This window comes from Pseudomonas sp. FEN, from assembly GCF_904067045.1.
In the GTDB taxonomy this organism is placed as follows: Bacteria; Pseudomonadota; Gammaproteobacteria; order Pseudomonadales; family Pseudomonadaceae; genus Aquipseudomonas.
The window spans coordinates 268685-286881 of record NZ_CAJFDC010000016.1; the positions used below are offsets into that span (position 1 = coordinate 268685).

Genomic DNA, 18197 nt, shown 5'->3' on the forward strand with positions numbered 1-18197 from the left:
ATCGCCAACAGTTCGATCACGCTCACAGAACAATCTCCATTCTTTCCGTCGTTGCCGCGTATTCCGAGAGGGTGGGGTGTTCGAACAGGGTCCTGACATCGGCTTCCAGACCTTCCTGGCGCATGCGTTCCATCAGGCTGACGGCAAGCAGCGAATGGCCGCCCAGTTCGAAGAAATGATCGTGGCGACCGACCTGTGCGACACCCAGCAGTTCTTGCCAGATGGTGGCGAGCAGGGTTTCGGTTTCGCCTTGCGGGGTTTCGTAGCCACGGCTGATGACTGCTTCGAGGTCCGGGGCCGGCAGGGCCTTGCGGTCCAGCTTGCCGTTCGGAGTCAGCGGTAGCGCGTCGAGCCGCATGTAGGCCACCGGGACCATGTAGGCCGGCAGTTGCCCCAGTAACCAGCCGCGCAGGCTGTCGATAGCCGGCGCGGCTTCCGTGGATTGGACGGTGTAATAGGCCACCAGACGTTTGTCGCCCGGGATGTCTTCGCGGGCCGTGACCACGGCTTCGTGGATGGCCGGGTGTTTGGCCAGGCGGGCGTCGATTTCCCCCAGTTCGATACGGAAACCGCGAATCTTCACCTGGTCGTCGTTGCGACCCAGGTATTCGATATTGCCGTCCTCCAGATAACGACCGAGGTCGCCGGTGCGGTACATGCGAGCCGAGGTGTCCGGGCTGAACGGGTCCTTGAGGAAGCGTTCGGCGGTCAGGTCATCGCGGTTCAGGTAACCTCGGGCCACGCCGGCACCGCCGATGTAGATTTCACCCGGGACGCCCAGTGGGACGGGTTGTTGTTGCTCGTCCAGCAGGTAGAACTGGGTGTTGCCCACCGGTTTGCCGATGTGAGGGGCGAAGCCCGCTTCACGATCCATCGCTACCCAGCTGGAGTAGGTGGTGGTTTCCGAGGGACCGTAGAGGTTGCACAGGCGTTGGACGCTGGTCTGTTCGAACAGGCTTTCCACCAGGCTGCGCTTGAGGGCTTCGCCGGCGACGTTGACCGTGTGCACCGATTTCGGCAGGCCGTCGACTTCCAGCAGGGCCTTGAGGGCCGAGGGGACGGTGTTGATCAGGCCGATATCGTGTTCGCCGTGTTGCAGTTCCAGGACGTTCTTCACTACCTCGATGCTGCCGCCGGAGGTCAAGGGCGCGAAGCACTCGTAGACCGCCAGGTCGAAGTTCAGCGAAGTCGAGAACAACGTCTTGCTCAAGGCCGACCCCGATCCCTGTAGGAGCCAGCTTGCTGGCGATGAGGCCCGCGAGTTTTGCATCGCCTGGTCGGCCGTCATCGCCGGCAAGCCGGATCCCAGAGGGTTGGTGTGATCCGCGTTAGCGTTGAGGCCATTGAAAGCAGCATGGGCCCAGGTCAGGAAGTTCACGGTGTTGCGGTGTTCGATCATCACGCCCTTGGGCAAGCCGGTCGAACCCGAGGTGTAGATCAAGTACGCCAGGTGCGCCGAGGTCAGCCCCGGCACCTCTGGATTCTGGACGGATTCGTCCTGCCAGGTGCCCTGATCGAGATTGATCACCGGTACCGAAACACCCGCCAACAGGTCCTGGGTCGCGGTCTGTGCGAGAACTGCCGCCGGAGCACTGTCCTGCAACATATAGGCAATCCGCTCCACCGGATAAGCCGGGTCCAACGGTACATAACCGCCGCCCGCCTTGAGAATCGCCAGCAAGCCGACGACCATTTCCGCCCCACGCTCAACACAGATCCCCACCCGCGAATCCGGTTGCACACCCTGTTTACGCAAGGCATGGGCCAATCGGTTGGCCTGCTCGTTGAGCTCCCGATAACTCAGGCGCTGACTGCCATGGACCACCGCCAACGCATCCGGGGAACGCTCAACCTGCGCTTCGAACAGCCCATGAATGGTCTGCGCCCGCGGATACTCCAGTGCCGTATCGTTGAACCCCACCAGCAACTGCTCGCGCTCATCGGCGGGCAGGATCGACAGGCTGTCGAGTGTCGAGATCGGCACCGACTCCAGGGCCTCGACCAACTGCTCCAAGGCCGTCTGCATATAACCGCAGACCCGCCCGGCACCGACCGTGCCGGTCACCAGCACCGTCAGTTTGAAGCCATCGCCCAGGTCATCGACATTCAAGGTCAACGGATAGTTGGTGCGCTCATCGCCACCCAGTACCTCGATACCGCGCCAGGCCTCAAGGGCCTCGCTCGAACTTTCAAGCGAAGCACTATGGCGGTAGTTGAGCAGCGCGCTGAACAGCGGCAGCGGCGCGGCCACGCCACTGCAGCGCTGGGCCAGGGCCAGGGACGCATGTTCGTGCCCCAGCAAGGCGGTCAACCGTGCATGGGTCGCCCGGACCCCGTCCCGCACCCCCACCCCCAGGTCCACCCGTAGCGGCAAGGTATTGATAAACATGCCCAACGCCCGGTCGGCCCCCTCGCCGCCCTGCATCCGCCCCATCAATACGGTACCGAATACCACTTCCTGCTTACCCGAGACCTTGCCCAGCACCTGGGCCCAGGCCAGGTGCACCAGGCTGGCGACACTCACCCCCAATTGCCGGGCCTGGGCGCGCAGGCGCAGGTCCAACTGGCGGTCCAACGCCCGGACACCCTCCTCCATGTCACGACCATCGCCCTGCACATCGAGCAACCCGAACGGCAAGGTCGGCTCGTCGATATCGCCGAGCATTTCGCGGAAGAACCCTTCATGGGCCTCGCGGCTCACGCCCAGGAGGGCCTGGGCCACGTAGTTACGATATGGCACGGCGGCATCAAGCTGCCCGGCCCGGCCCAGCAGGTGCGCCTGCATATCCTCTCGAACCACCTCCATCGCGGTGTGATCCAGGACCATGTGGTGGAACAGCAGCATCGCCACCCAGCGCTGGTTCGCCAGATCCTCGGCGAAAACCAGGCGCATCAGCGGCGCCTGGGTCAGATCCAGGCGCGAGCGCTGGGCATCGAAGCACCGATGCAGTTGCTCGGCGATCTCGCCCCCAGCCGGATCAGGCTCTACCTGTTCCAAGTACAACCGGGCCCGGCGCCAGACCACCTGCATCGGTGTCTCCAGACCTTGCCAGAGCACCGCGCTGCGCAGGATGTCGTGGCGCTCGATCACGCTCTGCAAGGCATCGATAAAGGCACTCAGGCGCTCGCGACTGGCCATCTCGAACAGCGTCTGCAAAACGTACGGATCGCCCTGCTCCGCCGTCAGGTGGTGATAGAGAATCCCTTCCTGCAACGGTGCCAGCGGGTAGATATCCTGCACGTTCGCCGCGCCACCGGGCACATTCGCGACAATCTGCTCGATAGCCGCCTGGCTGAGGTTGACCAGTGGCAGCATGTCCGGGGTGATGTACTCGCAACCGGATGGGATGGCATTGGCCGGGACCTGTACCTCGTTGCCCCCACCCACGGCGGCGGCCAGCGCGGCCAGGGTCGGCTGACTGAACAACACACGCACATCGGCACTCAGGCCGGCCTGGCGCATCCGTTCGATCAGGCTGACCGCCAGCAACGAATGGCCGCCCAGTTCGAAGAAGTGGTCGTGGCGACCGACCCGCTCGATCTTGAGCACATCGGCCCAGATCCGTGCCAGGGTGGTTTCGGTTTCGCCTTGCGGGGCCTCGTAGCCACGGCTGATGATTGCTTCCAGATCCGGGGCCGGCAGGGCCTTGCGGTCGAGTTTGCCGTTCGGGGTCAGCGGTAGCGCGTCGAGCTGCACGTAGATGGCCGGGACCATGTACTCCGGCAGTTGCTCTTGCAGATGCCGACGCAGGCTGTCGATATCGACCGAGGTGGGCTCGGCGGCCAGGGTGTAATAGGCCACCAGGCGTTTGTCGCCCGGGATGTCTTCGCGGGCTGTAACCACGGCTTCGTGGATGGCCGGGTGTTTGGCCAGGCGTGCATCGATCTCGCCGAGTTCGATACGGAAGCCGCGGATTTTTACCTGGTCGTCGTTGCGACCCAGGTATTCGATATTGCCGTCCGCCAGGTAGCGACCAAGGTCGCCAGTGCGGTACATGCGGGCCGAGCTGTCCGGGCTGAACGGGTCCTTGAGGAAGCGTTCGGCGGTCAGGTCATCGCGGTTCAGGTAGCCTCGGGCCACGCCCGCGCCGCCAATGTAGATTTCACCCGGGACGCCCAGTGGGACGGGTTGTTGTTGCTCGTCCAGCAGGTAGAACTGGGTGTTGCCCACCGGTTTCCCGATGTGAGGGGCGAAACCCGCCTCGCGATCCATCGCCACCCAGCTGGAGTAGGTGGTGGTTTCCGAGGGGCCGTAGAGGTTGCACAGGCGTTGGACAGCGGTTTTCTCGAACAGGCTTTCCACCAGGCTGCGCTTGAGGGCTTCGCCGGCGACGTTGACCGTGTGCACCGATTTCGGCAGGCCGTCGACTTCCAACAGGGCCTTGAGGGCCGAGGGGACGGTGTTGATCAGGCCGATATCGTGTTCGCCGTGTTGCAACTCCAGGACGTTTTTCACCACCTCGATGCTGCCGCCGGAGGTCAAGGGCGCGAAGCACTCGTAGACCGCCAGGTCAAAGTTCAGCGAAGTCGAGAACAACGTCTTGCTCAAGGCCGAGTTAGATTGCCTGTGATCCAGCAGCCCCGCGTTAGTGTGGAGGCCATTGAAAGCGGCATGGGCCCAGGTCAGGAAGTTCACCGTGTTGCGGTGTTCGATCATCACGCCCTTGGGCAAACCAGTCGACCCCGAGGTGTAGATCAGGTACGCCAGGTGCGCCGAGGTCAGCCCCGGCACCTCTGGATTCCGGACGGATTCGTCCTGCCAAGTGCCTTGGTCGAGATTGATCACCGGCACCGAAACGCCCGCCAACAGGTCCTGGGTCGCGGTCTGTGCGAGAACGGCCGCCGGAGCACTGTCCTGCAACATATAGGCAATCCGTTCCGCCGGATAAGCCGGGTCCAACGGTACATAACCGCCGCCCGCCTTGAGGATCGCCAGCAAGCCGACGACCATTTCCGCCCCACGTTCAACGCAAATCCCCACCCGCGAATCCGGTTGCACACCCTGTTTACGCAAGGCATGGGCCAATCGGTTGGCCTGCTCGTTGAGCTCGCAATAACTCAGGCGCTGCCCGCCATGCACTACCGCCAAGGCATCCGGGGTGCGCTCAACCTGCGCTTCGAACAAGCCATGAATGGTCTGCTCTTGCGGATATTCCAGCGCCGTAGCGTTGAACCCCACCAGCAACTGCTCGCGCTCGGCAGTCGGCAACACCGACAGGGCGGACAGCGGTGTCAGTGGCGCCTGCTCCAATGCCTCGACCAGGCTTTGCAGGGCACTGAGCATGTAGTCGCACACCCGCTGCGCCCCAATGCCGGCCAGGGTGCCGACACGCAGGGCGAAGTCTTCACCCAGATCGTCCACCGAGAGTGCCAACGGATAGTTGGTGCGCTCCTGGCCACCCTGTACCTCGATCCCGTCCCAGAGCGGCAGGTCCGCGCCAGCCGTTGCCAAGTGCCGATAGTTCAGCAGCGCGCTGAACAGCGGCGTCGGTGCCGCCACGCCGCTGCAACGCTGCGCCAGGCTCAGCGGCGCATGCTCGTGACCGAGCAAGGCGCTGAGGCGTGCATGGGTGGCCTTGACGCCCGCTCGCGCGCCCAATCCACCCAGCGTCACCCGCAACGGCAAGGTGTTGATGAACATCCCCAACGCCCGATCAGCGCCCTCGCCGCTTTGCAGGCGACCGAGCAGGACGGTACCGAACACCACTTCGTCCTTGCCCGAGACACAACCCAGCACGCGGGCCCAGGCCAGGTGATAGAAACTCGCGGCACTGACACCCAACTGCCGGGCCTGAACCCGCAGCCGGTGGCTGAGTCCGGCGTCAACGGCACACTGCGCCTCTTCGACGTCCTGGCCGTCCCCCTGCACATCCTGCAAGCCAAATGGCAAAGTCGGCTCGTCGATATCGCCAAGCATCTCGCGGAAAAACTGCTCGTGCTCGGCCTGGCTCACGCCCAGACGGGACTGGGCCACATAGTTGCGGTATGGGACCGAGGCCGGCAGTTGTGCCTGCCGCCCGCGCATATGGGCTTCGATTTCAGCCACCAGCGCGCCCAGCGAGGTGGCATCGTTGACCAGATGGTGGAACTGCAACACGCCGAGCCAACGGCCATCGGAGACATCCTGCGCATAGCCCAGTTGCAGCATCGGGGCCCGGCGGATATCCAGGCGGACCGGCGCGGAATCGAGGTGTGCGCGCAAGTGTTCGGCGACATCGCCGACAAGTGGCTCCAGCGCTACTTCGATCAGCCTCGGGGGGGCTTGGCGCCAGACCACTTGCAGCGGTGTGTCGAGGCCTTCCCAGACCATCGCGGTACGCAAGATGTCGTGGCGAGCGATCACCCCTTGCAGGGCCAGGGCGAAGGCATCGAGCCGGGCCCGGCTGTCGAAGGTGAACAAAGCCTGTTGCAGGTAGGGGTCGGCGTGGTCCACGGCCAGATGGTGGTGATAGAGGATACCTTCCTGCAATGGCGCCAGCGGATAGATATCCTGTACGTTCGCCGCGCCACCCGGCACGCTCGCCACAATCCGATCGATAGTTGTCTGGTCGAGATTGACCAGCGGTAGCAGGTCCGGGGTGATGTACTCGCAACCGGACGGGATGGCACTGGGCGGAACCAGCACTTCCCGCCCACCGCCCACCGCAGCGGCCAGCGCCGCCAGGGTCGGTTGGCTGAACAGCACGCGCACATCGGTGCTCAGCCCCGCCTGACGCATGCGCTCGATCAGGCTGACCGCCAGCAACGAGTGACCGCCGAGCTCGAAGAAGTGGTCATGTCGGCCAATGCGCTCGACCTTGAGCACTTCGGCCCAGAGCCGCGCCAGGGTGATCTCGAGATCGCCCGTGGGCGCTTCGTAGCCACGGCTCGGCAACGCCTCCAGATCTGGCGCCGGCAGTGCCCGCCGATCGATCTTGCCATTGGCGGTCAGCGGGAACGTGTCCAGTTCCACATAGGCCGACGGCACCATATAGTCCGGTAGCCGCGCCTGCAGGTAGGCCCGCAGGGTTGCGATTTCCAGACCCGCGTCGGCGGAACTGTAATAGGCCACCAGACGCTGCTCGCCAGGTTGGTCTTCGCGAGCCAGGACCACCGCCTCGCGGATCGCCGGGTGACTGGCCAGACGGGTTTCGATTTCACCCAGCTCGATACGCAGGCCACGGATCTTCACCTGGTCGTCGTTACGCCCCAGGTAGTCGAGATGACCGTCGTCCAGCCAGCGCGCCAGGTCGCCGGTCTTGTACATCCGGGCCTCGGGATCGCCGCTGAACGGGTCCCTGAGGAAGCGTTCGCGGGTCAGTGCCGCGCGATTCAGGTAGCCGCGGGCCACCCCCGCGCCACCGACATAGAGCTCACCGGCCACCCCCATCGGCACCGGGCGCAGGTGCTCGTCGAGCAGATAGACCCGGGTATTGGCCACCGGCTTGCCGATATGCAGAGTGCTGGCGTGCTCGTCGATCAGCCCCGAGGTGGCCACCACCGTGGTTTCCGTCGGGCCATAGTTGTTGATCAGCGCAAAACGCTGCCCCTGAGGGAACTGCCGCAAACGGTCGCCGCCGATCAGCAGGGTCCGCAGCGTCGGATGTTGCAACGACTGGCTGAAGGCATATTCGGCAATCGGCGTGGGCAGGAAGCTCACATCCAAAGGCTGCGCCAGCCACCAGTTCAGCAGGCCGTCGATGTCTTCGCCGCCGGCAGCCGCCGGTGGCAGGTGCAAGGTGGCACCGGCGCACAACGCCGGCCAGACTTCCCAGGCCATCGCATCGAAACCGACACCGGCAACGCTGGAGGTGTGGCTGCCCACACTCAGCGCGAATTCCTGACAGTGCCAGCTCACCAGGTTCGACAGTTGCCGGTGCTCGACCATCACCCCCTTGGGCTCTCCGGTGGAGCCCGAGGTGTAAATCACATAGGCCAGGCTGGACGGAGTCAGCCCGGCTATGTCCAGGTTGCTCTCAGGTAGCGCGTCGACACCCGCGCCAGTCCGCGCGTCGGCGTCGAGCAACAACACCGGCAGCGCCAGCGCCGGCAGGCGCGCCTGCAACTCGGTTTGGGTCAGCAACACCCGTGGGGCGCTGTCACGCAACAGATAGGCCAGGCGCTCCGCCGGATGGGACGGATCGATCGGCACATAGCAGGCCCCGGACTTGAGGATCGCCACCAGGCCGACCAGCATATCGAGGCTACGCCGGGCGCAGATAGCGATACGGTCGTCCGGCCGCACCCCGAGACCGAGCAACCGATGGGCCAACTGGTTGGCCTGACGATTCAGTTCGGCATAGGTGAGGCTCCGGCCGGCCTGGACCACGGCGAGCGCATCGGGGTTGGACAGCACCCGGGCTTCGAACTGCCGGGCAATGCTCAGGTCGGCCGGATAAGGCGCAACACTGCGGTTGAAGTCCTCCAGCAGTTGCTCGCGCTCGGCGGCGGGCAACACCGGCAGGTCGCGCACCGCCGAATCGGGGGCGGATTCCAGGGCCTCGACCAGATGGGTCAACACGGTCTGCATATAGCCACAGACGCGCTGGCCGTCGACCCCGGCAGCCACCTGAACGCTCAACAGGAAGCCTTCGCCCTGGTCGTCCACCGACAAGGTGCAGGGGTAATTGGTCCGCTCGCGGACGCCGAGCACCTGGGTATCGGCCCAATAGTCGCCACCGCTGGCTTCGCGCACCGGGCTGTGACGGTAGTTGAGCAGTGCGCTGAACAGCGGCGACGTAGCCGCCACCGCGCTGCAACGCTGGGCCAGCACCAACGACGCATGTTCGTGGCCGAGCAGCGCGGTCAGCCGGGCGTGGGTCTGGCGCACCGCCTGGCGTACCGCGCCGGCACCGACATCCACGCGCAATGGCAAGGTGTTGATGAACATGCCCAGTGCGCGGTCGGCACCCAGGCCGCTCTGCATGCGCCCCAGCAGCACCGTGCCGAAGACCACGTCGTCACGTCCGCTGACACTGCCCAACACCCGGGCCCAGGCCAGATGATGCAGGCTGGCGACACTCACCCCCAGTTGCCGGGCCTGGCCGCGCAGGCGTTGACAGAGGTCCGCCGGGAGATCGCGACGCACCTCCCTGAGGCCCTGCCCGTCGCCTTGCACCTGCAACAGGCCGAACGGCAGGGTCGGCTCATCGACATCGCCGAGCATCTCGCGGAAGAACGCCTCATGCTGCTCGCGGCTCACGCCCAGACGGGTCTGCCCCACATAGTTGCGGTACGGCATCGCGGCCGGCAGTCGCTCGGCCACGCCATGCAGATGGGCAAGCATCTCTTCGCTCATCACATCCAGTGCGGTGTGATCGAGGGCGATATGGTGGAACAGCAGGATCGCCACCCAGCGCTGGTTGGCCGGGTCCTGGGCAAAGGCCAGGCGCATCAGCGGCGCCTGGCCGAGATCCAGGCGGCACTCGCGGGGATCGAAACGTTGCTGCAACTGGCCGAGGATATCGCCCTCGGCCGGATCCAGCGACACCTGCTCCAGCGGCAGTTCGGCGTGGCGCAGGACCACTTGCAGCGGTTCTTCGAGGTCTTGCCAGATCAGCGCGGTGCGCAGGATGTCATGGCGGTCGATCACCGCCTGCAAGGCCTCGGCAAAACCACCGAGCTGTTCCTGGTCCCGCAAGGCGAAGGTGGCTTGCAGCAGGTAGGGATCGCCCTGCTCGGCGGCGATATGGTGATAGAGAATGCCTTCCTGCAACGGCGCCAGCGGGTAGATATCCTGGACATTGGCGATACCGCCGGGAACACCGGCGACGATCCGGTCGATGCTGTCCTGGTCCAGGCTGACCAGGGTCAGCATCTCTGGGGTAATACGTTCGCAGCCGGCGTGAATGCCGTTAGCCGGCACCACGATCTCGATCCCGCCGCCCACGGCCGCCGCCAGCGCCGCCAGGGTCGGCTGGCCAAACAGCACGCGCACGTCGGCACTCAGGCCGACCTGGCGCATGCGCTCGATCAGCTTCACCGCCAGCAGCGAATGGCCGCCCAGTTCGAAGAAATGATCCTGGCGACCGACCCGCTCCACGCCCAGCACGTCGCACCAGAGCGCGGCCAGGGTGATTTCGCTATCACCGAGCGGCGCCTGGTATTCACGGCTGACGAAGGCATCGGCCGAAGGCTCCGGCAGCGCGCGGCGATCCAGCTTGCCGTTGGGTGAAACCGGGAGTTTATCCAGGTGCACATAGGCCACCGGGATCATGTAGTCGGGCAACAACGCCTGCAAATGCAGACGCAGGTCGTCGGCCGTGGGCAGCGTCCCGCCATCCTGCACGCTGAAATACGCCACCAGGCGCTTTTCCCCGGGCCGGTCTTCACGGGCCAGCACCGCCGTGTCCCGCAGGCCCGGGTACTGGCCGAGGCGAGCTTCGACCTCACCCAGTTCAATACGGAAGCCGCGGATCTTGATCTGATCGTCGTTACGGCCCAGGTACTCGATCTGACCGTCGGGCTGCCAGCACCCCAGGTCGCCGGTCTTGTACAACCGCGCGCCTTCGCTTGCAGTAAACGGATCGCGGATAAAACGTTCGGCGGTCAGTTCCGCACGGTTCAGGTAACCACGGGCGACACAGGCGCCGCCGATATGGATCTCCCCCGCCACGCCCACCGGCACCGGTCGGCACTGTTCGTCGAGCAGGTAGATGCGGGTATTGGCCACCGGTCTACCGATGCTGGGCAAGGTCGGCCAGGCGTGCGGATCGCCGCTCAGGGTCAGCGTCGTGACAACGTGGGACTCGGTCGGGCCGTAGTGGTTGTGCAGGCGCGCGTCGTCCAGGCGCGCGAAGAAGCGACGCATCGGTTCGGTGATCCGCAGTTGCTCGCCGGCGGTGATCACGTCCTGCAACGCGCAGGCCGCTTGTTCCGGCTCGGCCGCCATGGCCTCGGCCAGGGCTTGCAGGGCGATGCACGGCATATACAGGCGTTCGATGCGCTGCTGACGGATATGCTGGAACAGGCGGCGGAAATCCAGACGCAGATCGCCGTGGATCAACGACAGTTCACCGCCGGCGCACAAGGTGCTGAAAACCTCCTGGAAGGCCACGTCAAAGCCCAGGGCGGCAAACTGCAGGGTCCGTTGCCCCGGCCGGCCGTGCTCGACAGTTTGGGCGATCTGCCATTGCATCAGGTTGACCAGCGGCCCGTGGGGCATGGCCACGCCCTTTGGCTGGCCGGTGGAGCCCGAGGTGTAGATCAGGTAGGCCAGGTGTTGCCTGGTCAACCCCGCCCGTTGCGGATTGTGTCGGGGCGCGCTATCGATACCACTCTCGCCGCGGGCCTCGGCCTCCAGCAACAGTACCGGCATGGCGGCCTGCGGAAAGCGTTCGCGCAAGCCGCGTTGGGTCAGCAACACCTTGGGCGCGCTGTCCTCCAGCATGTAGGCCAGGCGCTCGGCCGGATACGAGGGGTCCAGCGGCACGTAGCCGGCACCGGCCTTGAGAATGCCCACCAGGCCGGCGATCATTTCCAGGCCGCGTTCCACGCAGATCGCCACCCGGTCGTCGGCGCCGATGCCCTCGGCGATCAATCGATGGGCAATCTGGTTGGCCCACTGGTTCAGTTCGGCATAACTCAGGCGCTGTCCGTCATAGGTGACAGCGACCGCGTCAGGTCGAGCCGCCGCGTGGGCTTCGAACAGTTGGTGCAGCAGCAGGTCCGTCGGATAGGCACAATCGAAGGCATTGAAGCCTTCCAACAACTGGCGGCGCTCGCTCGCCGGCAGCCAGTCGAGGCTGTGCAAGGGTGCCTCGGGCTGTTGCTCCAGAGCCTGGGTCAGTTGCTCCAGCAGGGTATGCATGTAACCGGCGATCCGTTCGGCACCGACCCCGGCCACGGCCTGGACGGTCAGGCCGAAAGATTCGCCGAGGTCATCCACCGACAGCGACAACGGATAGTTGGTCCGCTCCTCGCCGCCGAGCACCTCGACCCCGGCCCAGGTCCGGGCCTGGCCGACGTCCTTCGGCTCCTGGGCGCCGACGGCGACATGCCGGTAGTTCATCAGGGCGCTGAACAACGGCGTCGGCGCCGCCACCCCGCTGCACTCCTGGGCCAGCGATAACGGCGCGTGTTCGTGACCGAGCAACGCCGCCAGCCGCCCATGGGTCATGCGCACGGCCGCCTGGACACCTTGCCCGCCGGCGTCGACCCGCAACGGCAGGGTATTGATAAACATGCCCAGCGCGCGCTCGGCGCCCTGACCACTGTGCAAACGGCCCATCAACACGGTGCCGAAGACCACATCCCGACGACCGGACAAACGCGCCACCACCTGGCCCCAGGCCAGATGGTGCAGGCTGGCGTTGCTCACCCCCAAGCGCCGGGCCTGGGCGCGCAGGCGCTGGGCCAGATCCGGGGCCACCGGCAACAGCGCTTCCTCGACACCGCTGCCATCGCCCTGCACGTCTTGCAGGCCGAACGGCAAGCTCGGTTCATCGACATCCGCGAGCATCTCGCGGAAGAACGCCTCGTGCTGTTCGCGGCTCACCCCGAGCCGGGTCTGGGCCACATGGTTGCGATAGGGTACCGAGGCTGGCAACTCACCGCCGCGCCCCTGGCTGAAGGCCTCGATCTCCTTGCCCAGCAAGGCCAGGGAGGTGGCATCGTCGATCAGGTGATGAAACAGCAATACCGCGACCCAGCCACCCTCGACGGCATCCTCGGCGTAGTGCAGGCGCATCATCGGTGCCTGGCGCAGGTCCAGGCGCATCCGCCGGGGGTCGAAATGCGCCTGCAACTGAGCGGCCACGTCGCCCTGGTCCGGATGCGGCAAGTAGGCTTCGACCCGCAACCGCGCCTCGCGCCAGACCACCTGCAGCGGCTCATCGAGGTCTTCCCAGGCCACGGCGGTGCGCAGGATATCGTGACGGTCGATCACCGCCTGCAAGGACTCGGCAAAACCCAGCAACTGCTCGAAACTGTCGACCCGCAACAGGGCCTGCAACAGGTACGGATCGCCCTCGTCACTGGACAGATGGTGATAGAGGATGCCTTCCTGCAATGGCACCAGCGCGTAGATATCCTGCACGTTGCCCACGCCGCCCGGCACGCCGGCGACCACACGGTCGATCTCGACCTGGCTCAAGGACACCAGCGGCAGCATATCCGGCGTGATGTGCCGGCAGCCGGCGGGAATGCCGTTGGCCGGCACCCGCACCTCGTCGGCATGACCGCTGGCGGCCGCCAGCGCGGCCAGGGTCGGCTGGCCGAACAGCACGCGGACATCGGCATTCAGGCCGACCTGGCGCATGCGCTCGATCAGTTTCACCGCCAGCAGCGAATGCCCGCCCAGTTCGAAGAACTGATCGTGACGACCGATCTGCCCGACACCGAGCAACTCGGCCCACAGCCCGGCCAGGAGGGTTTCCGCCGGGCCCTCGGGGGCCTCATATTCGCGCCGGGCATAGGCGTCGATTGCCGGGACAGGAAGGGCCTTGCGGTCCAGCTTGCCGTTGGCGGTCAGTGGGAAGGCCTCGAGGCTGACAAAGGCGCTCGGCAGCATGTATTCGGCCAACGACAGGCGCAGTTGCTCGCGCAATTGCACGGCGTCCAGCTCGACACCGGCCGTGCCGATGACATAGGCCACCAGGCGCTTGTCGCCCGGTTCGTCCTCGCGCACCAATACCAGCGCATCGCGGACGCCCTCGCAAGCCGCCAGCTGTGCCTGGATCTCCCCCAGCTCGATACGGAAACCGCGAATCTTCACCTGTTCGTCGTTGCGCCCCAGGTATTCCAGGCTGCCATCGGCCAGCCAGCGCCCCAGGTCACCGGTACGGTACATCCGCGCACCGGGGGTAGCGGCAAATGGATCGTCGAGGAAGCGCTCGGCGTTCAATTCCTCGCGGTTGAGATAACCTCGGGCCACGCCCGCGCCGCCGACGTACAACTCCCCCACCACCCCTGGCGCCACCGGCTGGCCGTAGCCGTCGAGCAGGTACAGGCGCAGGTCGGGAATGCGCTTGCCGATCGGACTGGCGCCGACACGCTGGGCGTCTTCGGCCTGCAACGGGTAATAGGTCACATGCACCGTGGTTTCGGTGATGCCGTACATGTTCACCAACTGCGTGCCGGCGTTCACTGCCCGGGCATACCAGGGCTTGAGCATCGCCGTTTCGAGTGCTTCACCGCCAAAAATCACCTGGCGCAACGCATGCGGCTGGCCATTTTCGCCCTGGGCCGCGATCAGTTGGCGGAAGGCGCTCGGGGTCTGGTTGAGTACCGTCACCCCAGCATTGCACAGCAGCGCGTAACACTCTTCGGGCGAGCGGCTGACCAGTTGCGGCACAATCAGCAAGCGCCCGCCATGCAGCAGCGCGCCCCAGATTTCCCAGACCGAGAAGTCGAAGGCGAATGAGTGGAACAGCGCCCAGACATCCTGTTCGCCAAAGCCGAACCAGTCTTCGGTGGCCGAGAACAGCCGCGCGACGTTGCGGTGTTCGACCATCACGCCCTTGGGCAGGCCGGTGGAACCGGAGGTGTAGATCACATAGGCCAGGTGCGAAGCCGTCAGCCCTGGCACCTGCGGATTCTGGACGGATTCGTCCCGCAGATCCGCATCATCGAGATTGATCACCGGCACCCGCACCGCTGGCAAGGCTTGCTGCACCGCCCGCTGGCTCAGCAAGGCCACCGGGGCGCTGTCACCGAGGGTGTAGGCCAGGCGCTCGCGCGGATAGGCCGGGTCCAACGGCACGTAACCGGCGCCGGACTTGAGGATCCCCAGCAGGCCGATGATCATCGCCGGCCCGCGTTCGACACAGATCGCCACCCGATCATCCGGGCGCACCCCCAGGGCCAGCAGGCGATGGGCCACCTGGTTGGCGCGGGCATTGAGTTCGCCGTAGCTCAGGCTTTGTTCCTGATACACCAGCGCCACGGCTTGCGGTCGTTGTGCGGCGCGGGCTTCGAATTGCCGATGGATCGTGCGATCCGCGGCGAACGACCGCTGGTCGGCATTCCATGCCTGCAACTGCCGGGTTTCAGCGACGGTTGTCAGGGAGAACGCACGGACGGACAACTGCTCATTCGCCAGCCCCTGGTCCAGCACATGCTGCAGACGCTCGGCCATGGGCTCGATCTCATCCGCCTGGAAGTACGCCTCGTTGTAGATGTAGTGCAGCCGGGCCTCATCGTCATAGGCGTTGGTGCGCAGGTGAATCGCCAGTGGCATTTGCTCATGATTGTTCGAGCATTTCACCGAGCGCGCGGTCGCCGGCCCGAAGCGCAGCAGATGGTGGTGCTGCTCATAGGAGAACGTCAGGTCGCACAGTTGCGTGCGATCGGTACGGCGCAGTTCCAGCAAGCGGTTCAGATCGCTGACCGGAAAACGCTGGCTGCGGTAATCCTGCTTGACCGCCCGAGCGATGCCTTGCACCAACTCGGCGAACGGCAGATCGGCGCTGAACCGCAAGCGCAGCACACTGAGTTGGGCGAACAACCCCAGAGTCTTCTTGAAACTGGCATTGGAGCGGTTGAGGATCGGCAGGCCGATCACCAACTCATCGCGCTGATGGGTCCGGGTGAAATACACATACAGCACGGCCAGCAGGACATGAAAGCGCGAGGCCTGCAGCCGCCCGGCCAGGTCGTCGATACGGTTCTCCAGGTCGCGGGCAAAACTGCAGGAGAAATGGCCGCTGCGGCTCGGGCCCGCATCATGGGCCTGGCGATAGCGTGGGAGCAGCAACGGTTCGGGGATATCGCGGTACTTTTCCAACCAGTACGCCCGGTCCCGCCCAAAGCGCGGCGACTGACGATAGGCAAGATCATCCTGGATGAAATCGACATAGGAAGGTGCCGACAGATCAGGTGTGCGCTGATCGTACAGGGCGTTGTAAATCTGGCTGAGAGAGGCGCAGAGCCCGTCGATGCCCCAACCATCGAGCACGATATGGTGGGCGTGCACGGCAAAGTAGAAACGCTGCGGTTCGAGCTGGAGCAAATGGAAACGGAACAACGGACCACCATCGAACTTGAATACCCGTTCGAGCTGGCGCTGCATCCAGCTCGCGGCGGCCTCGCGCGGGTCCGCCCGGCCCTGCAAGTCCAGCGGTGCCACCCGCACCGGCAGTGTCGCGGCAAAGGCCTGTAGCGGTATGCCCTGCGCGTCACATTGGTCGAGCAAGACCATGCGCAGGGCATCGTGCGTCTCGATCAACAGGTCCACGGCCTGCTGGAACACCTCGGGATCGAGGTGCCCTTCGATCTCCAGGTAGCCGCCGATGTTGTATAACGGCGAATCGCCCTGGGTCATCTGGTCCAGCCAGATATTGCGTTGGGCGGCGGTCAGGGCAAGTGCCATACATTTCTTCTCGCAAAGGGTCAGCCTCACCACGCGAAAAGGCGGCGACAGCTGGAAATTGAGTCCGGTCCAGGGCACCGGCCGACCTCGCTCAACCTCGCGAAGAGCCGGCCCTGGAAAAGTTAAACAGCGCTGGAAATCAGGCGCGCTTGCCCTGCACCGCGCAATTCACGTCGGAGACGATGCGCCCGTCGACCAACTTGATGATGCGGTCGGCCAGCTGGAAGTACTGGTCATCGTGGGTGATGATCAGCACGGTCTTGCCGCGACGCTTGAGGTCCGGCAACAGTTCCTCGTAGAAGAAGCGCTTGAACGGCGGATCCTGGTCGGCCGCCCACTCGTCCAGCAGGTAGATCGGCCGGTCTTCCATGTAGGCACAGACCAGGGCCAGACGTTTCTGCTGGCCGTAGGACAGGGCCTTGGTGGTGGAGTAACCGAGTCCCTCGATCTTGATCTTGTCTTCCAGGCCCAGGGTCGCCAGGTATTTTTGCGCCAGATCGGTGCTGGCCCCCTCCTCGTCGGGACCGATCAGCCGGTTGAACAGATGGAAGTCGGAGAACACCGCGGAGAACAGGTCGCGGTAGTCACTGCGCAGCTCTTCGGTGATCGCCGTGCCATCGAGCAGCACCTGCCCTTGTTGCGGGATATACAGGCCACAAATGACCTTGGCCAGGGTGCTCTTGCCGCAGCCGTTGCCACCGACGATGTAGATCAGTTCACCGGCACGCACGGTCAGGTCGATGGGCCCCAGGGCAAAACCCGCAACCGCCAGCGGATCCAGGTAGTTCATCCGCACGTCCCGCAACTGGATACTGTCCCAGGACTGCTTGTGATCCAGCAGCAGCACATTGGCGCTTTCGCCGACGAGCGCTTCCGGTTCCGGGTGCGGGTCGTTGATGGCGAAGCCGAAGTCCGCCAGGCGACTGCCGGCGATACGCCCCTGGGCCAGCAGCGGCATGGCGCCGATCAACAACGACAACGGGCCCATGATGTACAACACCACCAGCACGCTGGCGGTCATGGTCTTGGCATCGATCGCCCCGAGCATCGGCGCGGCGAACAGCAGGCAACCGATCAGCAACGACAATGTAAGCTGGCCGACGTTGTCGGCGGCGGTGTACCAGAGCCGCTCGGTGAAGTTGTAGCGCGCCACCTTGGTCGAGGACTCCTGGATCGCCGAGCGGCTGAACCAGCGCCGTCGAATGCCGTTGAGCTTGAGTTCCTTGAGACCGAAGACCAGGGCGTGGGTGTACTCGTTGAATGAGGTGAACTCATCGCGCACCTTGCGCGAGAAAGACACGCCACTGAGAAAAAAGAACAGGTACAGGGCAATCCCCAGCACCATCAGGGCCACGGTCACCGCGAACACCACCCAGGACAGGTAGGCCAGGTACGCGATACCGAACAGAAACACCGCCAGTTCCACCAGCACCGTCGGCATGATCACCAGGGTAGTGTTCAACTGCGGAATATCGCTGGTGAGCATGGTCAGGACATTCGGCGGGCCCCGACGGTCGACCTCTTCCAGTGGCGTGCCGAGAATCTTGCGGCACAAGGCAATGCGCAGGCGGGTCATGATGCGCATGCTGGCGTAGGCCGGAAACAGCGCGGCGCCATTACGGAACAACAGCGCCACCACGCTCAGGCCGATGAACCAGTACAACGACTGTTTCTGGAAACCTTCCTCGTGAATCGCCTGGTTGATCACATTGATCACCGCGATGGACGCCACGCCGCTGATGATCCCGGTCACCAGGGTCAGGAACGTCAACCAGGGATGGTTGCTCCACAGCAGACGCATGACCGAGCCAGGTTTGGCCTTCTTCTCTTGCTCGTTTTTCATTGGTTGCTGTCCTTGAATGCATTAGCCCGCGTAATGGCCGGGCGTTGAAAGTCCTGGGACACTTGA

At 64.7% G+C, this 18197-nt stretch carries 2 protein-coding genes; both read right to left on the reverse strand.

Going from position 1 to position 18197, the window contains the following annotated elements; translation table 11 throughout:
• Nucleotides 1–22 precede the first annotated feature (22 nt).
• A complete protein-coding gene (locus PFEN_RS19890; protein WP_191488514.1) occupies nt 23–16288 on the reverse strand; it encodes a non-ribosomal peptide synthetase in 16266 nt (5421 codons plus the stop codon).
• A 139-nt stretch (nt 16289–16427) separates the two neighbouring features.
• Nucleotides 16428–18131, reverse strand: coding sequence for a cyclic peptide export ABC transporter (locus tag PFEN_RS19895; protein WP_191488515.1), 1704 nt, complete (start codon nt 18129–18131; stop codon nt 16428–16430).
• Between the last annotated feature and the right edge of the window lie 66 nt (nt 18132–18197).